Annotated in this window: 18 protein-coding genes; 5 read left to right on the top strand and 13 right to left on the bottom strand. The window is 61.5% G+C overall.

Going from position 1 to position 20,331, the window contains the following annotated elements:
- Positions 1-34 precede the first annotated feature (34 nt).
- Positions 35-1,321, bottom strand: a complete 1,287-nt coding sequence (locus EM858_RS23005; protein ID WP_127758069.1) for a glycerate kinase — start codon at positions 1,319-1,321, stop codon at positions 35-37.
- Positions 1,322-1,324: 3 nt separating this feature from the next.
- Positions 1,325-1,681 carry a DUF1304 domain-containing protein gene (locus EM858_RS23000; RefSeq protein WP_080820661.1) on the bottom strand — a complete coding sequence of 119 codons (357 nt, stop codon included), beginning with the start codon at positions 1,679-1,681 and terminating at the stop codon, positions 1,325-1,327.
- Between the two features lie 230 nt (positions 1,682-1,911).
- Here EM858_RS23000 and EM858_RS22995 point away from each other — a divergent pair, with 230 nt between their 5' ends.
- Genes EM858_RS22995 through EM858_RS22985 form a run of 3 tightly spaced genes read left to right on the top strand, consistent with a single transcriptional unit; the run spans position 1,912 to position 7,380 of the window.
- Positions 1,912-2,676 carry an ImuA family protein gene (locus tag EM858_RS22995; RefSeq protein ID WP_127758068.1) on the top strand — a complete coding sequence of 255 codons (765 nt, stop codon included), beginning with the start codon at positions 1,912-1,914 and terminating at the stop codon, positions 2,674-2,676.
- Entirely contained in the window at positions 2,591-4,108 is a 1,518-nt protein-coding gene (locus tag EM858_RS22990; protein WP_164865536.1) for a DNA polymerase Y family protein, read from the top strand. The genes EM858_RS22995 and EM858_RS22990 overlap by 86 nt, the downstream gene beginning before the upstream one ends.
- Positions 4,105-7,380 (top strand): error-prone DNA polymerase, encoded by a 3,276-nt coding sequence (locus EM858_RS22985; protein ID WP_127758067.1) that lies wholly within the window; start codon positions 4,105-4,107, stop codon positions 7,378-7,380. Before EM858_RS22990 ends, EM858_RS22985 begins: the two co-directional genes overlap by 4 nt.
- Before the next feature lie 9 nt (positions 7,381-7,389).
- On the opposite strand, the gene EM858_RS22980 is transcribed toward EM858_RS22985, so the two are convergent.
- The gene (locus EM858_RS22980) at positions 7,390-8,328 is read right to left on the bottom strand and encodes an AraC family transcriptional regulator (RefSeq protein WP_080820666.1); all 939 of its coding nucleotides are present in this window, start codon (positions 8,326-8,328) and stop codon (positions 7,390-7,392) included.
- 182 nt (positions 8,329-8,510) lie between these two features.
- Between EM858_RS22980 and EM858_RS22975 the strand changes: the two genes are divergently transcribed.
- A complete protein-coding gene (locus EM858_RS22975) occupies positions 8,511-9,728 on the top strand; it encodes an MFS transporter (RefSeq protein WP_127758066.1) in 1,218 nt (405 codons plus the stop codon).
- Between the two features lie 43 nt (positions 9,729-9,771).
- On the opposite strand, the gene EM858_RS22970 is transcribed toward EM858_RS22975, so the two are convergent.
- From EM858_RS22970 to ytfQ, 5 genes are all read right to left on the bottom strand, one after another.
- Entirely contained in the window at positions 9,772-10,506 is a 735-nt protein-coding gene (locus EM858_RS22970; RefSeq protein WP_127758065.1) for a FadR/GntR family transcriptional regulator, read from the bottom strand.
- Positions 10,507-10,524: 18 nt separating this feature from the next.
- Complete coding sequence (gene yjfF, locus EM858_RS22965; RefSeq protein ID WP_127758064.1) at positions 10,525-11,505, bottom strand: galactofuranose ABC transporter, permease protein YjfF; 981 nt, start codon at positions 11,503-11,505, stop codon at positions 10,525-10,527.
- Complete coding sequence (locus EM858_RS22960; RefSeq protein WP_164865537.1) at positions 11,502-12,545, bottom strand: ABC transporter permease; 1,044 nt, start codon at positions 12,543-12,545, stop codon at positions 11,502-11,504. The genes yjfF and EM858_RS22960 overlap by 4 nt, the downstream gene beginning before the upstream one ends.
- A complete protein-coding gene (locus EM858_RS22955; RefSeq protein WP_127758062.1) occupies positions 12,545-14,068 on the bottom strand; it encodes a sugar ABC transporter ATP-binding protein in 1,524 nt (507 codons plus the stop codon). Before EM858_RS22955 ends, EM858_RS22960 begins: the two co-directional genes overlap by 1 nt.
- 75 nt (positions 14,069-14,143) lie before the next feature.
- A complete protein-coding gene (gene ytfQ / locus EM858_RS22950; protein ID WP_020809449.1) occupies positions 14,144-15,103 on the bottom strand; it encodes a galactofuranose ABC transporter, galactofuranose-binding protein YtfQ in 960 nt (319 codons plus the stop codon).
- Positions 15,104-15,625: 522 nt separating this feature from the next.
- Here ytfQ and EM858_RS22945 point away from each other — a divergent pair.
- Positions 15,626-17,446, top strand: coding sequence for an IlvD/Edd family dehydratase (locus tag EM858_RS22945; RefSeq protein ID WP_065655500.1), 1,821 nt, complete (start codon positions 15,626-15,628; stop codon positions 17,444-17,446).
- Positions 17,447-17,610: 164 nt separating this feature from the next.
- Here the strand turns inward: EM858_RS22945 and EM858_RS22940 are convergent, their stop codons facing one another.
- From EM858_RS22940 to EM858_RS22920, 5 genes are all read right to left on the bottom strand, one after another.
- Positions 17,611-17,826: a hypothetical protein gene (locus tag EM858_RS22940; RefSeq protein ID WP_127758061.1), complete on the bottom strand. Its 216-nt coding sequence runs from the start codon at positions 17,824-17,826 to the stop codon at positions 17,611-17,613.
- Between the two features lie 50 nt (positions 17,827-17,876).
- A complete protein-coding gene (locus tag EM858_RS22935; RefSeq protein WP_080829785.1) occupies positions 17,877-18,281 on the bottom strand; it encodes a VOC family protein in 405 nt (134 codons plus the stop codon).
- 14 nt (positions 18,282-18,295) lie between these two features.
- Positions 18,296-18,784 (bottom strand): helix-turn-helix transcriptional regulator, encoded by a 489-nt coding sequence (locus tag EM858_RS22930; RefSeq protein WP_127758060.1) that lies wholly within the window; start codon positions 18,782-18,784, stop codon positions 18,296-18,298.
- Positions 18,785-18,850: 66 nt separating this feature from the next.
- Positions 18,851-19,045 (bottom strand): hypothetical protein, encoded by a 195-nt coding sequence (locus tag EM858_RS27225; RefSeq protein ID WP_003523745.1) that lies wholly within the window; start codon positions 19,043-19,045, stop codon positions 18,851-18,853.
- A gap of 158 nt (positions 19,046-19,203) precedes the next feature.
- The gene (locus EM858_RS22920; protein WP_127758059.1) at positions 19,204-20,322 is read right to left on the bottom strand and encodes an aminotransferase class V-fold PLP-dependent enzyme; all 1,119 of its coding nucleotides are present in this window, start codon (positions 20,320-20,322) and stop codon (positions 19,204-19,206) included.
- Between the last annotated feature and the right edge of the window lie 9 nt (positions 20,323-20,331).

The raw sequence follows: 20,331 nt of genomic DNA, 5'->3' as shown, positions 1-20,331 counted from the left end.
GAAGGCCGGTAATCCCTGCGAAATCCCCCCGCTATCACCCGATCAAAATCGCGCGGATATCATTCACATTCGTCAGCGTCGGCCCCGTCACGACAAGGTCTCCTGCTGCCCTGAAAGCGGTGTAGCTGTCGTGGCCCACGAGCGATTGGCGCGGATCGATACCGGCTTCGCGCATGCGGGCAAGCGTGTCCGGTGTCACCACCGCACCCGCCGCATCCTCCACGCCGTCTATGCCGTCGCTATCGCCGGCAATGGCCCAGATGCCGTCCGCACCTTTGAGCGTCAGCGCGAGGCTCAGCAGGAATTCCGTGTTGCGGCCGCCCTTGCCGGCCGGCCCCTTGCCGCCAACGCCCCTGTTCAGCGTGACCGTGGTTTCGCCGCCGGAAAGCAGCACGGCCGGGCCTTTGACCGGCAGGCCCTTGCGGCTGGCGGAAAGGGCGATGCCGGCCATGACGGCGCCGACATCTTTTGACTCGCCTTCCAGCGAATCTCCGAGGATGAGCGGCGTAAGTCCAAGTTTCACCGCCTTATCCGCTGCCGCCTGCAGGGCGAGCGAGGGGGCGGCGATGAGCCGGATATCTTCCTCGATATCGCCCGCCTTCGGGGTTTCCTCGCCTTTTTCCAGCACCTTGCGCACGTTTTCGGGAAGATCGAGCGCATAACGGGAGACGATTTCCCGCACGGTTTCGATGTCGCTTGGGTCGGCAACCGTCGGGCCGGAGGCGATCTCGGAGGGGTCGTCTCCGGGCACGTCGGAAATCAGCAGTGAAACGACCCTGGCCGGTTTGGCGGCCAGCGCCAGCCGTCCGCCCTTGATGCGGGAGAGGTGCTTGCGCACGGCGTTCATTTCCGAGATCGTCGCGCCGCTGGCCAAAAGGGCACGGTTGACGGCCATCTTGTCCGCAAGCGTCATGCCTTCAGCGGGGGCGACCATCAGCGCCGAACCGCCGCCGGAGATCAGCGCGATCACCATGTCCTCGGCGGTCAGGCCTTCAACGGCGGCGAGAATGCGTTTGGCCGCCTCCGCACTTTTGTCATCAGGCACGGGATGCGAGGCCTCGATGATCTCGATGCGGCCGGCCGGAACGGCATGACCGTAACGCGTCACCACCACACCGGAAAGATCGACATGCGGCCATGCCGCTTCGAGCGCTGCGGCCATGGCGGCCGAGGCCTTGCCCGCCCCCACCACCACGCAGCGGCCTTTGGGCGGGGAGGGAAGGTGGTGTTGCAGCACCTTCGCCGGATCGGCGCTTGCGACTGCCGCCATGAAAATCCGGTTGAGGGCGTCTTTGGCGCGGCGGTCATTCCATGCGGTCATCGTTCACACTCCAATCCAGAGCGCGCCAAGCGCCAAAAGGGCGGGCAGCGCCTGAATGAACAGGATCTTCATGGTATTGGCGGTAACCGCGCCGAAAATACCGGCCACCAGAACGCAGGTGAGGAAGAAGACCTTGAAGCTCAGCCCGGTATCGCCCTGCATGAGCCCATAGATCAGCCCGGCTGCCAGAAACCCGTTATAAAGCCCCTGATTGGCGGCCAGCACTTTCGTCTGCCGGGCGAAATCCGCCGAGAGACCAAAGGCCTTGCGGCCGGCCGGTTTTTCCCACAGCAGCATTTCCAGAATGACGATGTAAATGTGGATGGCCGCAACCACGGCAATCAGAATGCTGGCGATCATCGGCGGTTTCCTCCAAAACGCTGATGTCCGTGGTGCATCGGTTCTCGTGAGAAGAACGGCAACGAACGGACAATTCCGTTTTAACGGCGGGACGAAGCGCTGCAAGGGCTTAATCCTCTCTTCCCGTGCAAACTGTTGATGAGCGACAGCCTGTTGCTTGACTCTTTGCTGAAATGGGAACAAAACAAGAACAGCAAGATTGAAAATCCGGAATTGAAAACCGTCATGCCATGCAAAAGCGCGCGGACCAGTTGCTCGTTGTCGAAGAGCTGCGTGAAAGGCTGGAAAGGATCGGTAACGGCCCTGAGCGGCTGCACGAGACCCTGCCTTTCGGCGTGGATGCCATCGACCATCACCTGCCGGGAGGCGGGCTGAAGCTCGGTTGCCTGCATGAGCTGAGCGGCGGCGGCAATGGCGCTGCCGATGGGGCAGCGGCAGCGCTGTTTGCTGCCGGTGTGGCGGCACGGCTTTCCGGCAAGGTTTTATGGTGTGTCACCCGGCGGGATCTGTTCATGCCGGGCCTGACGCAGGCCGGCCTGTCGCAGAACCGGCTCATCATCGTTGAATGCCGCGATGAGAAAGGCGTGCTCGACTGTTTCGAGGAGGGCTTGCGCTGCAATGGTTTCGGCGCGGTGATGGGTGAAGTGGCGAAACTGCCGATGACCGCCTCGCGGCGGCTGCAGCTGGCGGCGGAAACCTCTGGAGTTACCGGCATCGCCATCCGCCGCTTCCGGCGTCAAGCCGATGCGGCGCTGTTCGGGGAGCCGACGGCGGCGGTGACCCGCTGGCGCATTTCCGTGCGGCCTTCATCCCCCCTGCCGGTGCCGGGGGTGGGCAGGCCGCGCTGGTTTCTGGAGCTCTTGCGGTGTCGCGGCGGCGAAAGTGCCGAATTTGAAGTGGAAGCCTGTGATGCAAAGGGTCGTCTCGCTCTACCTGCCGACATGGCCGACGGATCGTTTCCGGCGTCTTTCGGGCAAGAACGCGCCGCCGGTTGAAAAGCCGCTGGTCATGATTGGTCGTCAGGGCAGCCGCCGGCTTGTGCTGGCGCTCGACAAGGCGGCAAAGGCGGCGGGCATCCGCCCCGGCACACCGGTCAGCAAGGCGCAGGCGCTGGTGCCGGGTCTTCTCGTTGAAGATCTGGATGCGGCTGATGATGCCCGCGCCCTGCAGCAGCTGGCCTTTCATTTCCTGCGCATCTATGCCCCGATCGTCGCCGCCGACCCACCCGACGGGCTGGTGCTGGACACGGCGGGTGCGGACCATCTGCACGGCAATGAGACGCTGATGCTGAGCGGCATGGTCAACCGCCTGCATGCCGCCGGCTTTGCCGCCCGCGCCGCCATTGCCGATAGCTGGGGTGCGGCCCATGCGCTGGCGCGCTTTGGCCGTGACGCGATCAGCATCGTGCCGCCGGGCGGGCAGCGTGTCGCGATCAGCGGCTTGCCGCTTGCTGCGCTCAGGCTGGAGGAGCGTATCGTTTCCGGGCTGAAGGTGCTCGGTTTCCGCAGCATCGGCGAGCTTGCCGAAGCCCCGCGCGCGCCGCTGACCCTGCGTTTCGGCCCCGAGCTCGTTCGCCGTCTTTCCCAGGCGCTCGGGGAGATCGGCGAACCCATCGAACCGGTGCGGGTGGCCGAACTGGTGGAGGTGCGGCGCGCCTTTCCCGAACCCATCGCAGCGGCGGAAACGATTGCCCGTTATACGCAAAAACTGGTTGCCGAACTTTGCGTCGCGCTGGAAAAACGCGGCCTCGGCGCGCGCCGGGTCGATCTGGTGCTGCACCGGGTGGATAGCGGTCTGCAGGCCATACGGGCCGGCACATCCAGACCGGTGCGCGATGTCAAACAGCTTGTCCGGCTTTTGACTGACCGCATCGACACCATCGATCCCGGCTTCGGCATCGAGATGATGGTGCTGACCGCCACCCATGCCGAGCCGCTTGTCGCCGCGCAGGCCCGTTCTTCGCTTCTGGAGGAAGGCCGTGCGGAAATCGCCGATACGGTCGATGTCATCCTCAATCGCGGCCACCGGGTCTATCGTTATGCGGCGGTGGCAAGCGATGTGCCGGAACGCTCCCTTACTTCAGTTGCGGCGCTGGCGGCGGAGGATACGCTCGGCTGGCCCGGCCACTGGCCGCGTCCGGTCAGGCTTTTTGCAAGGCCTGAACCCATCGAGACGCTGGCGCTGTTGCCCGACCATCCGCCGCGTTATTTCCTCTGGAAAGGCGTGCGCCATAATGTCAGGCGGGCCGACGGGCCGGAACGGGTGTTCGGCGAATGGTGGAAACGCGACCGGGAAAAGGCCGCCGTGCGCGATTATTTCATGGTGGAAAACGAAGGCGGCGAGCGCTTCTGGATTTTCCGCTCCGGTGATGGCGAACATGCCGAAACGGGCTCACAGGGCTGGTTCATTCACGGGGTCTTCGCATGAATACGCCCCGTTATGCCGAGCTGCAGGTGACCACGCATTTTTCCTTCCTGCGTGGGGCAAGCTCCTGCGAGGAGCTTTTCGAACAGGCCAAAAATCTCGGTATTGAGGCGCTGGGTATTGTCGACCGCAACAGTCTTGCGGGCATTCCCCGCGCTTATGAAGCCGCCAATAATCATGGCATCCGCCTCATCATCGGCTGCCGGCTCGATCTGGATGACGATCTTTCCGTGCTTGTTTACCCCATGGATCGCCCGGCTTACGGGCGGCTTTGCCGGCTGCTTTCCGTCGGCAAGAAAAGAGGCGGCAAGGGCAAATGCCGGCTGGCTTGGGACGATCTCGTTGCCTATGGCGAAGGCCTGATCGTCGTGCTGCTCGCTGACCTCGCGGATGATCTCTGCGCGCTTCGCCTGCGGCGGCTCAAAGCCGCCTTTGCCGACCGGGCCTATATGGCACTCAGCCTCAGAAGACGCCCCAACGACCAGATGCGGCTTTTCGAGCTATCGGAGATGGCGCAGGTCGCAGGTGTGCCGACCGTGGTGACTAATGACGTGCTCTTTCATGTGCCGGAGCGGCGAATGCTACAGGATGTCGTCACCTGCATAAGGCACAATTGCACCATCGATGAGGCCGGTTTTCGCCGCGAACGCCACGCCGACCGTTACATGAAACCGCCGGAAGAGATGCACCGGCTGTTTGCCCGTTACCCTGAAGCGCTTGCCCGCAGTCTCGAAATTGCGAAACGCTGTAAATTTTCGCTGAAGGAACTGGTCTATCAATATCCCGAGGAGCGCAGCCTGCCGGGGCTGACGGCGCAGCAGGCGCTGGAGAAGATGGTCTGGGAAGCGGTGCCGGGGCGGTATCCGAAAGGTTTGCCTGAGAAGGTGGAAAAGGCGTTGCATCATGAGCTTGGCCTGATCGGCAAGCTGGAATACGCCCCTTATTTCCTGACGGTGAATGCCATCGTCCAATTCGCGCGGGGGAAGGATATTCTCTGTCAGGGACGCGGCTCGGCGGCCAATTCGGTGGTGTGTTACGTGCTTGGCATCACCGCCATTGATCCCCTCAAGGTTGACCTCCTGTTCGAACGTTTCGTTTCGGAAGAACGGCGCGAACCGCCTGATATCGACGTAGATTTTGAACATCAGCGGCGCGAGGAGGTCATCCAGTGGGTCTATGATACCTATGGTCGCGACAAGGCCGCACTGTGTTCGGTCGTCACCCGTTATCGCGGGCGCGGGGCGTTGCGCGATGTCGGCAAGGTTCTGGGCCTGCCCGAAGATTTGACGAAACTCCTGTCCTCACAGGTCTGGCGCTGGAGCGAAGGGGTGGACGAGAAGCAGGTGAAGGAGCTGAACCTCAATATGGAGGACCGTCGTCTGAAGCTTGCCCTTGAATTGGCCAACCAGCTTGTAGGCACGCCGCGCCACCATAGCCAGCATCCGGGCGGCTTTGTTCTGACCCATGACCGATTGGACGAGTTGGTGCCGATAGAACCCGCCGCCATGGATGATCGCCAGATCATCGAATGGGACAAGGACGATATCGATGTCGTGAAGTTCATGAAGATGGATTGCCTGGCGCTCGGCATGCTCTCCTGCATGAAGCGCGGCTTCGATATGCTTGAGGAGCGGTATGGGGAGAAGTACGATCTCACTTCCATGCCGGATGATGATCTCGCAACCTTCAAAATGATCCAGAAGGCCGATACGCTTGGCACCTTCCAGATTGAAAGCCGGGCGCAGATGTCGATGCTGCCGCGCCTGAAACCGGCAAAATTCTACGACCTTGTCATTCAGGTCGCCATTGTTCGTCCCGGCCCCATTCAGGGAGATATGGTGCATCCGTATCTGCGTCGCCGAGATGGAAAGGAAAAAGAGGATTATCCGAAGCCGGAGCTTAAAAATGTGCTGGGCAAGACGCTCGGCGTACCCCTTTTCCAGGAACAGGCGATGCGCGTCGCCATCGAATGCGCCGGGTTTTCACCCGGTAAGGCGGATCAGTTGCGCCGCGCCATGGCCACCTTCAAGAATGTCGGCACCATCTCCAAATTCAGGCAGGATCTGATCGATGGCATGGTAGAGCGCGGTTATGAGCAGGAATTCGCCGAACGCATCTTCAAGCAGCTCGAAGGTTTCGGCAGTTATGGTTTCCCCGAAAGCCACGCGGCCTCTTTTGCGCTGATTGCCTATGCTTCCTCATGGCTGAAGTGCCATCATCCCGATATTTTCTGTACGGCGCTTCTCAATTCGCAGCCCATGGGTTTTTACGCCCCGGCGCAGATCGTGCGCGATGCGCGCGACCATGGCGTGGAGGTGCGCCCGGTCTGCGTCAATAACAGCCGTTTCGATTGCACGCTGGAACCGACGGGTGAAAAGGATGCGAAGGGAGGGGAACGTTATGCCGTGCGGCTCGGCATGCGTCTGGTGAAGGGGCTTTCCAACAATCATGCTGCCGATATCGTCGCCGGCCGGCAGGACCGGGCGTTTGCCTCAGTGGATGACCTCTGGCGACGGGCGGGCGTTCCCGCCGCTGCCCTCGTCTGTCTTGCCGAAGCCGATGCCTTTCTGCCGTCGCTTTCGCTTGCCAGACGCGAAGCGCTCTGGGCCATCAAGGCTTTGCGGGATGAGCCGCTGCCGCTTTTTGCCGCCGCCGCCAGCCGGGAAAATGCTGTCGTGGACGAACTTCAGGAACCCGCCGTCGCGCTCCGGCCCATGACTGATGGTGGCGAGGTGGTGCAGGATTACGGTCATGTGGGGCTGACGCTGCGCGAACATCCCATGACCTTCCTGCGGCGCGATCTTTCCCGCCGGCGCATCGTTACCTGCGCGGAGGCGGTGCGCGTCCGTGACGGCATATGGCTGGAAACGGCGGGCCTGGTGCTGGTGCGCCAGCGTCCCGGCTCGGCCAAGGGCGTGATTTTCATGACGCTGGAGGACGAGACCGGCATTGCCAATGCGGTACTGTGGGTCAAGACCTTCGAAAAATACCGGCGCGTGGTGTTGTCCGCCGGCATGGTCGGCATTTACGGCAAGATCCAGCGGGAAGGCGAGGTGGTGCATCTGGTCGCCCACCGGCTGACCGATCTGTCAGAGGCGCTGGCAAGTGTGGGCGAGCGCAACCGCGCTTTTCCCCTGCCGCATGGGCGGGGCGATGAGTTCCACCGCGGCATGCCGCCGGAAGATCATCGCACTATCAGGAAACACGCGCCGGCTATGGTCGATGATGACGATGAGGTGGAGCGGATAAAGGTCATTTCCCGCAATTTTCATTGAGACACATTCCTATGCCGCATCCTCCAGCCCGGCCGTGTCCTTCCTGCGGAACTGGCTGGGCGGCGCACCAAGCACACGTTTGAAGGCGCGGCTGAAGGAGGCTTCGGAATCGTAACCGAGCTTTTCCGCCGCCACTGTCACGCGCATGCCTTCGCGCAGCCACAGCCGCGCCTGATGCATGCGCACGCGCACCACATAACGGGCCGGGCTTTCGCCCACCACGCGGGTGAAACGTTCCGCGAAACTGGAGCGGGATGCGCCCATCAGCGAGGCAAGCTCCTCCACGCTCCAGTCCTTTTCGGGGTTGAGGTGGATGGCGGCCAGCACCCGCCCGAGTTCGGGATTGCGCACGGCGGCCAGCCAGCCGCTGGAATCGCCGCAGCCATATTCCACCCATGTGCGGATCAAGGTTGCCGTCAGCACATCGGCAAGCCTTGCCAGAATGCCGCCCGCACCGACGCGGTTCAGTTCCACCTCGCGCGTCATGGCTTCAAGCAGATGGGGGATGGCCGGGTCGCTTTTAGCCAGATCGCTGGTCAGCATCACATCCGGCATCAGCTGCAGCAGCGGGTGCAGATTGTCCATGTTGAACCGCATGGAAGCGGTAAAGGCCACGGTATCGCCGCCGGCGCTGGCGCATTGCAAGTCGAAAACGCCCTGGCACACTTCCTTCTTGCCGAAACGGTCGAAGGGGGAAGGCGTCACATTTTCGCCGCTGCCCAGCACATGGGCGTGGCCACGGGGCAGAAGCACGGCGTCGCCGCAGGTCAGCGTCAGCCATTCCCCGGAAGGTTTCTGCAATTTCGCCTGACCGACGCCGATGAAATGAAACCGCGCGGCTTCCTGTTCGGGAAAGGCTGTCGCCCAGGGTGTGGCCATGCGGCACCGGCCGTATTCGACACCATCGAGCCTCAGGCCACGCAACATTTCGGTCAGGGCATCATTCATGGCGCTCTCGCAAATTCGGATGTTTGGTTAAGGAATATGGATTTTCTAGCATGGAAACGCCGGGATGTCACGCATAGCTTATGTGCATCGATTTGCGGTTGTTGAACCAGGCTCCCACCGGTTTCACCACGTCGCCTTTCCGTTTCAGGACGCATTCCGGGAATGCGCATCAGGAGATTTTCATGAACAACCGGACCATTAACGAGCTTGAATATGTGCCGCGCAAGACAGAGCCGGATGCGAAATGGGCGGCCGTGGTTTCGCTTTCGCTCGGCGTTTTCGGGCTGGTGACGGCGGAATTCCTGCCGGTCAGCCTTCTCACGCCGCTTTCGGCCGATCTCGCCGTCAGCTCCGGCATCGCCGGTCAATCCATCACCGTTACGGCGCTGGTCGCGGCGGTCGCCGGCCCCGGCGTCGTCATCGGCACACGCAGCATCGACCGCCGCTGGACATTGCTTGGGCTGACCACGCTGCTGATCATTTCCAGCACGCTGGCCGCCTTCGCCAACGGTCTTTTCATGCTGTTCGCCTCGCGCGTCCTGCTCGGCATCGGCCTTGGCGGCTTTTGGGCCATGTCGGCGGCGCTGGCGCTGAGGCTGGTGCCGCTTGAGAAGACGCCGCGCGCCATGGCCATCATCCTGACAGGGGTTTCGGTCGCCACCGTCTGTGCAGCGCCGGTGGGCGCGTGGATCGGCGCGACGTTTGGCTGGCGCTCGGCCTTTGTGGTTGCGGGGGCGCTCGGTGTCATCGCACTTTTAGTGCAATTGCTCACCGTTCCGTCGCTGCCGCCGGCTGGCGCACCCGGTCTTTCCACCATGTTCCGCCTGTTGCAGCGGCCGCAGGTGCGGATCGGCCTTCTGACGACGCTGTTCATCGTTGCGGGTCATTTTGCCGGCTTCACCTATGTCCGTCCGTTCCTGGAAGATGTGACGCTTCTTGGCGTCGAGGCGATTTCCCTCGTCCTTCTGGTTTATGGTGTCGGCGGCTTTTTCGGCAATCTTTTCGGCGGTTTCCTCTCCGAGAAAAACACGGCATGGGCGGTGACGTTCGCCGCGACTCTCATCGCGGCATCGGCCTCCGTTCTGGTCGTGGCGGGTGCGTCGCCCCTGATTGCCGGCCTTGCCATCGCCTCCTGGGGCTTCGCCTTCGGTGCGCTTCCGGTCAGTGTGCAGAGCTTCATCACGCGCGCCGCTTCCGATGAAGCGGAAAGCGCCGGTGCGCTGCTGCTCACCACGTTCCAGATCGCCATTTCCAGTGGTGCGGTTCTGGGCGGCCTGCTGATCGATCTTCAGGGGGCGACGATGGTCTTCGTCTTCGTGGCGATTACCGCCCTTCTCGGCGCATCGCTGATGGCGTCGCGCCGTGGCGTGGTGCCGCAGGTCGAGGCATCGCAGGGGTAATTGGTTGGAGAAGACGGACCCGCATTCCTGCGGGCCCTCCTCCTCAAACCGTCTTGATCGCATTCTGCGTCCGGTCTTTACCGACCTCGATCACGTGGCGCATGGCTTTCACCGCCGCATCCGCGTCACGCGCTGCAATGGCGTGGACTATGCGCAGATGATTGGACGCGATTTCGGCGATGGTACCAGGCGAAGCGGCCGGCGACGAGAGCTGGAAGGAAATGGCAAGTGCTGCTTCGATCAGCCCGCTTGCCGAGCGCATGAAGGGGTTGCCGGACATATGCGCCACGGCGAGGTGGAATTCGAGATCGACCTTGGCGATGCTTTCCGGCGTATGTTTCGGATTGTCGAACTTTGCAGCGATGACGTAAAGCGAAACGATATCGTCATTGGAGGCCTGCAGGGCCGCTGCTGCTGCCGCTGCCGGCTCCAGCGCCAGACGGATCTCCGCCAGATGCGTGACGAATTCCTGGTCTATGCCGGCCTCGCAGCGCCAGCCCAGCACATCCGGATCGAAGAAGTTCCAGCTCGAGCGGTCGAGAACGCGGGTGCCCACTTTCGCCTTGGGCTCCACCAGCCGCTTGGCCGCCAGCGTCTTCATGGTTTCGCGCAGCACGGTGCGCGAGACGCCGAAGCGCATGGAGAGTTCCGCGTCATTGGGCAACAGGGAGCCTTCCGCAATTCTGCCCGAGACGATGGCGCTGCCGAGTTCGGAGACCACATGGGCGTGGCTGTTCCGGCGTTTTCGCCCGCTTATCGTCGTTTCGAGCAGCCCCAAGCAAGCCTCCCTTGGTGGTTATGCCGGGTGTGGCCCGGCCAGTCTCCTGTTTGAATACCAGATGATTGCGCGCTGCAACACGATGAAGACGAAAAGCAGCACACCGATGACGATTTTCGTCCACCAGGAGGAAAGCGTCCCGTCAAAAACGATGTAGGTCTGGATCAAGCCCTGGATCAGAAGGCCGATAAAGGTTCCCGCCACCAGCCCCGTGCCGCCGGTCAGAAGCGTGCCGCCGATCACGACCGCGGCGATGGCGTCGAGTTCAACGCCCACCGTCGCCAGCGAATAGCCCGACGAGGTGTAGAGCGTATAGACGATGCCGGCGAGGCCGGAGAGAAAGCCGGACAGCGCATAGATGCCGATGGTCGTCGCGCCGATCGGTACGCCCATCAGCTCGGCCGATTGCGGGTTGCCGCCGAGCGCATAGACATTGGCGCCGAAGCGGGTGCGGCTGGCGATCAGCATGCCGGCGGCAAAGACGAGAAGCATCAGCATGGCGAGCGCCGTCAGCCTGCCGCCGCCGGGGAAGCGGTAATAAAAGCCCTGTATCGCATCGATGAACGGATGCGAGATCGGCACTGACTGGGTGGAGATAAGGTAAGCCGCGCCACGCGCCAAAAACATGCCGGCCAGCGTAACCACGAAGGGCGGGATGGACAGGAAACGGATCATCGCACCCATCAGGCAGCCGAACAGCGTCGAGACCACCAGCACGATGGCGAAGGCCAGCAGCGGATGGATATTATAGGTGCCGACCATGACGGCGACGAAGACGCTGGTGAAGGCGATGACCGAACCAATGGAAAGATCGATGCCGCCCGACAGGATGACGAAGGTCATGCCGACGGCCGCGATGCCGAGGAAGGCATTGTCGGTCAGAAGGTTGCCGATCACCCGTGTCGACAGGATCGCCGGATATTGCAGCACGCAGAGAAGATAGGCGATCACGAAGATCGTCAACGTGGTGAGGAAGGGCAGGTTGCGGCTGTGGATCATCGCGCGGTTCCTTCCTTGGTCATGCCATTGGTGGCCGCCGGTTTTGCATGCGGCTTCGGCGCTTTCACGAAACCGAGGACGGCCATGATCGCCGGTGATTGCAGCGTCAACACCACCATGATGATGCCGGCCTTGATGATGAGGTTGAATTCCGGCGGGAAGCCCGAGACGAGAATGCCGGTATTGATGGTCTGGATGATCAGCGCGCCGATCAGCGAGGCGGTGATGGAAAAGCGCCCGCCATTCAGCGAGGTGCCGCCGATGACCACCGCAAGGATCGCGTCCAGCTCCAGCCACAGCCCGGCATTGTTAGCATCCGCGCCGCGAATATCGGCGGTGACGATCATGCCGGCGATGGCCGCGCAGAGGCCGGAAACTGCATAGACGAAAAACAGCAGGAAGCGGGCTCGCACCCCGGCCAGTGCTGCGGCACGGCGATTGATGCCGGTGGCCTCGATCAGGAAACCGAGCGCGCTCTTGCGCACTAGAAGGCCGATCGTGAGCGCCGCCGCAACCCAGATGATGACCGGCAGCGGAATGCCTGCGAACGAGCCGGAACCGATGGCGGAAAAGCTGTCGTTGTTGAAGGTGAGAATGACGCCTTCAGTGATGAGCTGGGCGATGCCGCGACCCGCCACCATCAGGATCAGCGTGGCGATGATCGGCTGTATGTCGAGAAGGGCGACCAGCACGCCGTTCCACAACCCGCAGGCAATGCCCACCGCAAGCGAGATGACGATGACCGAGGGAATGGAATGGCCATTGCTGATGAGCGTGGCCGCGACCGCGCCGCAGATGGCGATGACGGCGCCGATGGACAGATCGATGCCCTTGGTGGCGATAACCAGCGTCATGCCGATGGTCAAAAGCGCGACCGGTGCGGCACGCACCAGAATATCCACCAGACTGCCATAGAGCCTGCCGTTCTGGAACGAGACATGCAGGAAACCCGGCGAAAGGATTGTTATCGCTGCCAGAATGATAAAGAGCGCGGCAAGCTGGGGAGCAAGCCTTTTCAGGCGTCGTGTCACTGCTGCCATCATGCCGCCTCCGTTTTTGCCGCGTCGGCAATCGCCCGCATGATGTTGTCGGCGGTCACGTCGCCGCCCTTCAACTCGCTGACATGACGGCGGTCTGAAAGCACCACGACACGGTGTGCGACGGCGGTGAGTTCTTCCAGTTCGGAGGAAATGACGACGAGCGACATGCCTTCGCTGCAGAGTTTTTCGATCATTTTCAGGATTTCCGCATGCGCGCCGATATCGATGCCGCGTGTCGGCTCGTCGAGGATCAGCAGCCGGGGGTGGGTGGCGAGCCAGCGCGCCAGAATGGCCTTCTGCTGATTGCCGCCGGACAGGAATTTGATCGGCCGGTTGGGATCGGCCGGGCGGATATCCAGCGACTTGATGAAGCTTTCGGCCAGTTCCACTTTCTGCCGGCGCGACAGCGGCCGGGCCCAGCCCTGCCGGGCCTGAAGCGCCAGCGCGATATTATCGGTGACGGAAAAGTCGCCGATGATGCCGTCCGTCTTGCGTTCCTCCGGGCAGAAGCCGAACCCGGCGGTAATGGCGGCTTCCGGCGAAGAAATCGCCACCGTCTGGCCGTCGATGACAGCCTTTCCGGTATCCGGCCGGTCGATGCCGAACAGCAGGAAGGCTGTTTCCGTCCGGCCAGAACCCAGCAGCCCGGCGACACCGACGATTTCGCCGGGGCGGATGCCGAGATCGAAGGGGGCGATGCTGCCGCGTTTGCCGTAACCTTCGAACCGGATCGGCGGCTCGCCCTCGGCAACCGTATCTTCGGTCGCCTGATGTTCATGGGTGATGTGCTGAAGCTCGCGGCCGAGCATCATCGAGATCAGTTCGGAACGGGGCAGGCTGCCGATATCGCGGGTGCCGACGAGGCGGCCGTTGCGCAGCACCGTCACCCGGTCGGCTATATCATAGACCTGATTGAGGAAGTGGGTGATGATGACGATGCCGATGCCGCGTGCGCGCAGGTTTTTCAAGACGCCGAACAGCATCTCGACTTCATGGGCATCAAGGCTGGCGGTCGGTTCGTCCAGCACCAGCACCTTGCCGGAAAGATCGACGGCGCGGGCAATGGCGATGATCTGGCGGATGGCGACGGAATAGCTGGAGAGAAGCGCGTTGACGTCGATGGACAACCCGTACTGGGCAAGCAGCGCCTGTGATTTTTTCTGCATCGCGCTGCGGTCGATCAGCCCGAAGCGGCGCGGCTGGCGGCCGAGAAACAGGTTTTCGGCAACCGTCAGGTTTTCGAGAAGGTTCACCTCCTGATAGACAGTGCCGATGCCCAGCGCCTGCGCCTCGCCGACATTGGTGGGCGAGATTTCGCTACCTTCCAGAAAGATCGAACCGCTGTCGCGGTGATAAACGCCGGTGAGAATTTTGATCAGCGTCGATTTGCCCGCACCGTTTTCGCCGAGCAATGCGTGGATTTCACCGCGCCCGAGCGAAAAATCGACGCCATCAAGCGCCGTAATCCCGAGAAAGGATTTGCCGATGGCGCGTGCTTCCAGAAGTGGTGCCGTTTCGGACATTGAGCAGGTTCCGCATGAAGAATGCCATGATGGAGCGGCACGAACGACGCGCCGCTCCTTCCGAAGAATGGGTTGTCAGTAACCCAGACCCTTCTTCGCCTCGTAGACCTTCATCGGGTCGTCGGATGCCGTATAGAGCTTGGATTCCGTCTGGATCCACTTCGGCGGGGCCTTCTTGTCCTTCAGATAGGCTTCGAGCGCGTCGAAGGCGGGGCCGGCCATGTCGGGTGTCAGTTCGACGGTGGCGTTGGCTTCGCCGGCTGCCATGGCCTTGAAGATATCAGGCACGGCATCGATGGAAACGACCTTGATGTCGGTTCCGGGTTTCAGACCGGCTTCCTTGATCGCCTGGATCGCGCCGACGGCCATGTCGTCATTGTGAGCGTAGACCGCACAGATATCCTTGCCGCCGCCTTCGGCCTTGATGAAGCTTTCCATCACTTCCTTGCCCTTGGTGCGGGTGAAGTCACCCGTCTGCGAGCGCGCGATCTTGATGTTCTTGTGCGAGGCAATAGCCTCTTCGAAGCCCTTCTTGCGGTTGATGGCGGGCGAAGAGCCGGTTGTGCCCTGCAATTCAACGACCTTGCAGTCCTTGGAGCCGACATCCTTGACCAGCCAGTCGCCGGCAACCTTGCCTTCATGAACCTGATCGGAGGTTACGGCGGTGAGGTAAAGATCGTCCGAAGCCTCGATCTGGCGGTCGAGCAGGATGACAGGGATTTTTTCTTCCTTGGCTTCCTTCAGCACGGCGTCCCAACCGGTTGCGACAACCGGAGCGATCAGGATCGCGTCGACGCCCTGCGCGATGAAGCCGCGAACGGCCTTGATCTGGTTTTCCTGCTTCTGCTGCGCGTCGGCGAATTTCAGCGTGACGCCGCGCTTCTCCGCCTGCTGCTTGGTGACGGTGGTTTCAGCCGCGCGCCAGCCGGATTCCGAACCGATCTGCGAGAAGCCGACGGTAAGCGATTGTGCGGAAACACTGGATGCAAGGCATGCGGAAACGGCGACAGTGAATGCCGCAAGAGCTTTTCTCATCTTATCCTCCCAGAGATGATGTCAGCGTGACGGCGACACTATGAGCATATAGTAATACTCTTGAAAAGTGGTTTTTTGGCCTTTTCGCAATTTGGCTTTCGCCAGTTACGGCGAAATTTTGTCATAAAATATAATGAATCAATGGTTTGTGCGGAAATCAATAGCACTCTTTTCCTGTCTGAACATGCCGAAAATGGCCCATGACGTGGCTTGACAGGCAATGATGGCATCTAATAGTAATACAAATAAAGAGATCGGACTGAGGCGGAGTGCCGGGCCATCGGGCCAGCCGCATTCCGGCAAGGCAGGGAGGAAGAGGCCGTTGCGCGACACCGGTATCATCGTAAATGCCGAAAAATATTCGGCTAAAGCCGAAGAACAGCTCCAAATCACTCGTCTGGGGCTGCTCTGTCGGTTATGCGTGATCTCCGAAAGCTGATTCCATTTTCCTTGCGCACAACATAAGCTTGTCGCATTTCGTAATATTTTACCGTTGGCCACTTCCGGCTGGAGACCCGCATCATGACTACATCCGACAATCTTCCCGCAACCCAGGGCAAGGGAGGCAAGCTTCGCTCGCGCGCGTGGTTCGACAATCCCGCCAATGCGGATATGACAGCGCTTTATCTCGAGCGTTACATGAACTTCGGTCTGAGCCAGGCCGAGCTTCAGTCCGATCGCCCGATCATCGGCATTGCCCAGACCGGTTCGGATCTTTCGCCCTGCAACCGTCACCATCTGGAACTGGCAAACCGCCTGCGTGAAGGCATCCGTGAAGCCGGCGGCATCGCCATCGAATTCCCGGTCCATCCGATCCAGGAAACCGGCAAGCGTCCGACGGCCGGTCTCGACCGCAATCTTGCCTATCTCGGCCTCGTGGAAGTGCTTTATGGCTATCCGCTTGATGGCGTCGTGCTGACCATCGGCTGCGACAAGACCACGCCTGCCTGTCTTATGGCGGCGGCCACCGTCAACATTCCGGCCATCGCCCTTTCCGTCGGCCCCATGCTGAACGGCTGGTTCCGTGGTGAACGCACCGGCTCCGGCACCATCGTCTGGAAGGCGCGCGAATTGCTGGCGAAGGGCGAGATCGACTATCAGGGCTTCGTCAAGCTCGTCGCCTCGTCGGCGCCGTCCACCGGCTATTGCAACACCATGGGCACGGCGACGACCATGAACTCGCTGGCTGAAGCGCTCGGCATGCAGCTTCCGGGCTCCGCCGCCATTCCGGCTCCTTACCGCGACCGTCAGGAAGTCTCCTACCTGACCGGCCTGCGCATCGTCGAAATGGTCAAGGAAGACCTGAAGCCTTCCGACATCATGACCAAGGATGCCTTCATCAACGCCATCCGCGTCAATTCGGCCATCGGCGGCTCCACCAATGCGCCGATCCATCTGAACGGCCTCGCACGTCACGTCGGCGTCGAGCTGACGGTGGATGACTGGCAGACCTATGGTGAAGACGTGCCGCTGCTCGTCAACCTGCAGCCGGCAGGCGAATATCTCGGCGAGGATTATTACCATGCCGGCGGCGTGCCCGCAGTCGTCAACCAGCTGATGAACCAGGGACTGATCATGGAGGACGCCATGACCGTCAACGGCAAGACCATCGGCGAAAACTGCCGTGGCGCGATCATCGAGGACGAGAAGGTCATCCGCCCCTATGAGCAGCCGCTCAAGGAGCGCGCCGGCTTCCGCGTGCTGCGCGGCAACCTGTTCTCCTCCGCCATCATGAAGACCAGCGTGATTTCGGAAGAGTTCCGCAACCGTTACCTCTCCAACCCGAACGATCCGGAGGCCTTCGAAGGCCGCGCCGTGGTGTTCGATGGTCCGGAAGATTACCATCACCGCATCGACGATCCGTCGCTGAAGATTGACGCCAACACCATCCTCTTCATGCGCGGCGCAGGCCCCATCGGTTATCCGGGTGCCGCGGAAGTGGTGAACATGCGCGCGCCGGATTATCTCCTGAAGGAAGGCGTCAATTCGCTGCCCTGCATCGGCGATGGTCGTCAGTCCGGCACGTCGGGCAGCCCGTCCATCCTCAACGCTTCCCCGGAAGCAGCGGCGGGCGGCGGTCTTGCCATCCTGCAGACCGGCGACCGTGTCCGCATCGATGTGGGCCGCGGCAAGGCGGATATCCTGATTTCAGGTGAAGAACTGGCCAAACGTTACGAGGCGCTGTCGGCTGAGGGCGGTTACAAGTTCCCCGATCACCAGACGCCATGGCAGGAAATCCAGCGCGGCATCGTCAGCCAGATGGAGACCGGCGCGGTTCTGGAACCGGCGGTCAAGTACCAGCGCATTGCCCAGACCAAGGGCCTGCCGCGCGACAACCACTAAAGGCAAGGCCGTTTCGGCCGGCCGCTTTTAAAAATCAGCTAAAAATCAGCCCCGGGCGTCGTCCCGGGGCTGAAATATTTTCAGGCATCGATGAAGCGCCGGTCTTCAAAACCGCCGCAATGTTCCCGATGTGTGAGGCATACAGCGCCTCGTTGCCCGCCCGCCTACTCCTTCGAGGGGGAGAGCGGCTTTCCCAGATAAGGCAGGAAGAACATGTAGAGCCCGCTGCCGATAAGCAAGGTCAGCGGAATGAGCGGGGCATAAACGATCACCGGTGGTGTCGGGCCGAAAGCCATCGAAGCGAAGTTCGCCAGAATGGTAACGGTCAGCAGAATGCCCAGCCACCGATGGCTCTGCCTTATCCATTTTTGCAAGATCAAAGTCGCCCCCGAGAAAAAGCATCCATGATGGAATGTGACACACGGTTGCCTCAACGGGCCTGAACGAGCTTCCAGCCATTGCCGGAAGGGTCGCGGAAACTCGCATCCACTGATCCATAGCGGGCGATTGGTTCCTGGGTGAATTCGACGCCGCGTTTGTGCATGGCGTCAAAGGCCTTCTGGCAATCCTCGACCACCAGAACCAAAGGCGGCATGGCGCCCTTGGCCACGGCTTCGTTCAGATCCTGCGCCGTTGCCTCGTCAACGGTCGGTGCCTGCGGCCGAAACAGGCCGAGCTGGAAATCCGGCTGGTCCGGATGCTGCACGGTCAACCAGCGATAGTCGCCGTTGCGTGCGTCCGTATGCACACGAAATCCAAGTTTTTCGACATAAAATTGCAGCGCCTCGTCCTGGTCATGAACGTAAAGCCCGACGACTTGAACACCATTTTTCATGAGCTATCTCCCTTTCACTCACCGTGCCTACCGCTTTCCGTTCGCCGGCGCTTCTCCGAAACTGCGATTGTGAGATGGGGGCGATGCGCGGCGCTGACGAAGCAATGGGGAACCTGCGCAAGGTCGGCAGGCAAAAGCCGCATCCTGCGCCGCAATTCACTCGGGTTTTCCCCCGTCACGTCGCGGAAAACACGGCCGAACGTGCCGATGCTGTTCCAGCCGGTTTGCAGCGCGATCTCGATGACCGGAAGATCCGTGTCACGCAACAGCGCCACGGCGCGCTCCACCCGGCGGGTCAGCAGATAGCGGTGAGGGGGTATGCCGAAAGCATCGCGAAACGATCTCGCGAAGTGTGCCTGCGAGGCGCCGCTGACGCTTGCAAGGCGTGAAACAGGCCACGCCTCGTGGGGCGCCGCGTCCATATGATCCTTGGCCCGCAGAAGGCGGCGCAGCAGTTTCAAGTCTCTGTTTGCAGAGTTCTTTTCATTTCCGGACCGGCGCATGCGGCAATCATTGAATGAACCGGCGGTCCTTGGCAAGGCTCATGGCTGCAAGCCGCCGGGAGTGGTTCAGATCACCGGGTAAAGCGACCAGAAGAACAGTTCATATTCCTGATCGCGGTCGTCGTCGTGCGACTCGTCGTCGGGTCTGCGCGGTGTTTTGTCCTGAAACTCGGTCTCCACCCGCTCATTGACGACGGGCATCCTTCGGCCGATGCCAAAGAGGTCAAAGGAGAGCATGTTGAACCCTGCTACCATGGCCATTTCCCTTCTTCACGCGAGTTAACGGTGTGTTAAGTTTCGCGCGTTGCCATGATTTCGTCAAGATTGGCCGAGGAATTTGTCTACCATTTTTAACAACAATGTCGTGACTGACATTCCACCGCTGCCGGATTTGGCGAAATGAACGTTTATCGGAGCGGTCAAACGTCGTTCGCGGGGGCGTCAGAATAGGCTTTTTCAGTCGCTTCCAGTGCGGAATCGGTATCCGCGGCATGGCCGAGGCTTTTCAGGGCGCTGGAGAAGGCCGCGATATTGGCTTTCACCGCCTCCGGATGCGCCCTCCGACCGGTGTGATTGAGCCTTATCAGCCGTTCCGCGCCGGGGCCGACACCGGCGGAAAGATCCGCGCCCTGCTTTTGGGATGCAGCGGCGAGGAACGCCTTGGCTTCCATGGTATCCGGCAGGATCGCCGTGGAAACGAGGGCGGAGGCGTGCGCCTCTTCCACCCAGGTCGGTATACCGAGCGCCCTGATGCCGTTCCGGGTGGCTGCCGCCGCTCTTTCATGGCGTTCATTGGCGGATGCCAGGCCTTCCGCCTCTATCCGGTCGAGGGCGGCCTCCAGCGCGTAGAATTCCAGCGGAGCGGGTGTTCCGGGCAGCGCGCCGCGGCCGGCATCGAGCCAGAGTTTCTTCTGGTCCAGAAGCGAGAGCATGGAGTTTTCCGTCGCCTCGCCGTGGGAAAGAAGCTCCCACGCTTTTTCGCTGACGGAAATGGCGGAAACCCCGGCCGGGCCGGCCAGCGCCTTTTGCGGTCCGATGACGGCGATATCGATGCCCAGCCGGTCGACCTCGAAGGCATGGCCGCCGATGGAGGCGACGGCATCGACGAGCGTGACGATACCCTTTTCCCGAGCGAGCGCGGCAATGGCGGGCAGGGGGTTGAGAATGCCGCTTGCCGATTCCGCATGGACGATGGCGAGAAGATCGAAGCCCGGCCCCTCGTTCAGCGCCCGCTCCACCTCCTCCAGCGTGACCGGCTTCGCCGGGCTGGCGGCCAGGTTGCGCACCGTCGCGCCGCCTCTATTGAGCCAGCCGCCGAACCATGCGCCATAGGGGCTGGTGACGATGTTGAGCGCTCTAAGACCCGGTCGGGCAAGGCTCATCGCCGCCGCTTCGAGTGCCAGTACGGCTTCCGCCTGTATGAGAAGGACGTCGTTCCCCGTGCCCATCAACGCTGCCAGCCGGTCAGCCAGAGTGGCGTAACGCTCCGCGGGAAAAGCGGGTGGGTCGAGCAGCAATGCATAGTCCGGAACGGGCATGTCTTTTCC

The organism is Agrobacterium sp. CNPSo 2736, from assembly GCF_004005385.1.
Classification (GTDB): Bacteria; Pseudomonadota; Alphaproteobacteria; order Rhizobiales; family Rhizobiaceae; genus Agrobacterium; species Agrobacterium leguminum.
Note: the sequence above shows the minus strand (reverse complement) of the source record. Positions and strands in the feature narration are given on the sequence as shown.

Bases quoted from the DNA above. Each gene is read 5' to 3' on its own strand.
- EM858_RS23005 (WP_127758069.1), bottom strand. From the start codon at position 1,321: ATGACCGCATGGAATGACCGCCGCGCCAAAGACGCCCTCAACCGGATT.
- EM858_RS23000 (WP_080820661.1), bottom strand. From the start codon at position 1,681: ATGATCGCCAGCATTCTGATTGCCGTGGTTGCGGCCATCCACATTTAC.
- EM858_RS22995 (WP_127758068.1), top strand. From the start codon at position 1,912: ATGCAAAAGCGCGCGGACCAGTTGCTCGTTGTCGAAGAGCTGCGTGAA.
- EM858_RS22990 (WP_164865536.1), top strand. From the start codon at position 2,591: ATGCAAAGGGTCGTCTCGCTCTACCTGCCGACATGGCCGACGGATCGT.
- EM858_RS22985 (WP_127758067.1), top strand. From the start codon at position 4,105: ATGAATACGCCCCGTTATGCCGAGCTGCAGGTGACCACGCATTTTTCC.
- EM858_RS22980 (WP_080820666.1), bottom strand. From the start codon at position 8,328: ATGAATGATGCCCTGACCGAAATGTTGCGTGGCCTGAGGCTCGATGGT.
- EM858_RS22975 (WP_127758066.1), top strand. From the start codon at position 8,511: ATGAACAACCGGACCATTAACGAGCTTGAATATGTGCCGCGCAAGACA.
- yjfF (WP_127758064.1), bottom strand. From the start codon at position 11,505: ATGATCCACAGCCGCAACCTGCCCTTCCTCACCACGTTGACGATCTTC.
- EM858_RS22960 (WP_164865537.1), bottom strand. From the start codon at position 12,545: ATGGCAGCAGTGACACGACGCCTGAAAAGGCTTGCTCCCCAGCTTGCC.
- EM858_RS22955 (WP_127758062.1), bottom strand. From the start codon at position 14,068: ATGTCCGAAACGGCACCACTTCTGGAAGCACGCGCCATCGGCAAATCC.
- ytfQ (WP_020809449.1), bottom strand. From the start codon at position 15,103: ATGAGAAAAGCTCTTGCGGCATTCACTGTCGCCGTTTCCGCATGCCTT.
- EM858_RS22945 (WP_065655500.1), top strand. From the start codon at position 15,626: ATGACTACATCCGACAATCTTCCCGCAACCCAGGGCAAGGGAGGCAAG.
- EM858_RS22935 (WP_080829785.1), bottom strand. From the start codon at position 18,281: ATGAAAAATGGTGTTCAAGTCGTCGGGCTTTACGTTCATGACCAGGAC.
- EM858_RS22930 (WP_127758060.1), bottom strand. From the start codon at position 18,784: ATGCGCCGGTCCGGAAATGAAAAGAACTCTGCAAACAGAGACTTGAAA.
- EM858_RS27225 (WP_003523745.1), bottom strand. From the start codon at position 19,045: ATGGCCATGGTAGCAGGGTTCAACATGCTCTCCTTTGACCTCTTTGGC.
- EM858_RS22920 (WP_127758059.1), bottom strand. From the start codon at position 20,322: ATGCCCGTTCCGGACTATGCATTGCTGCTCGACCCACCCGCTTTTCCC.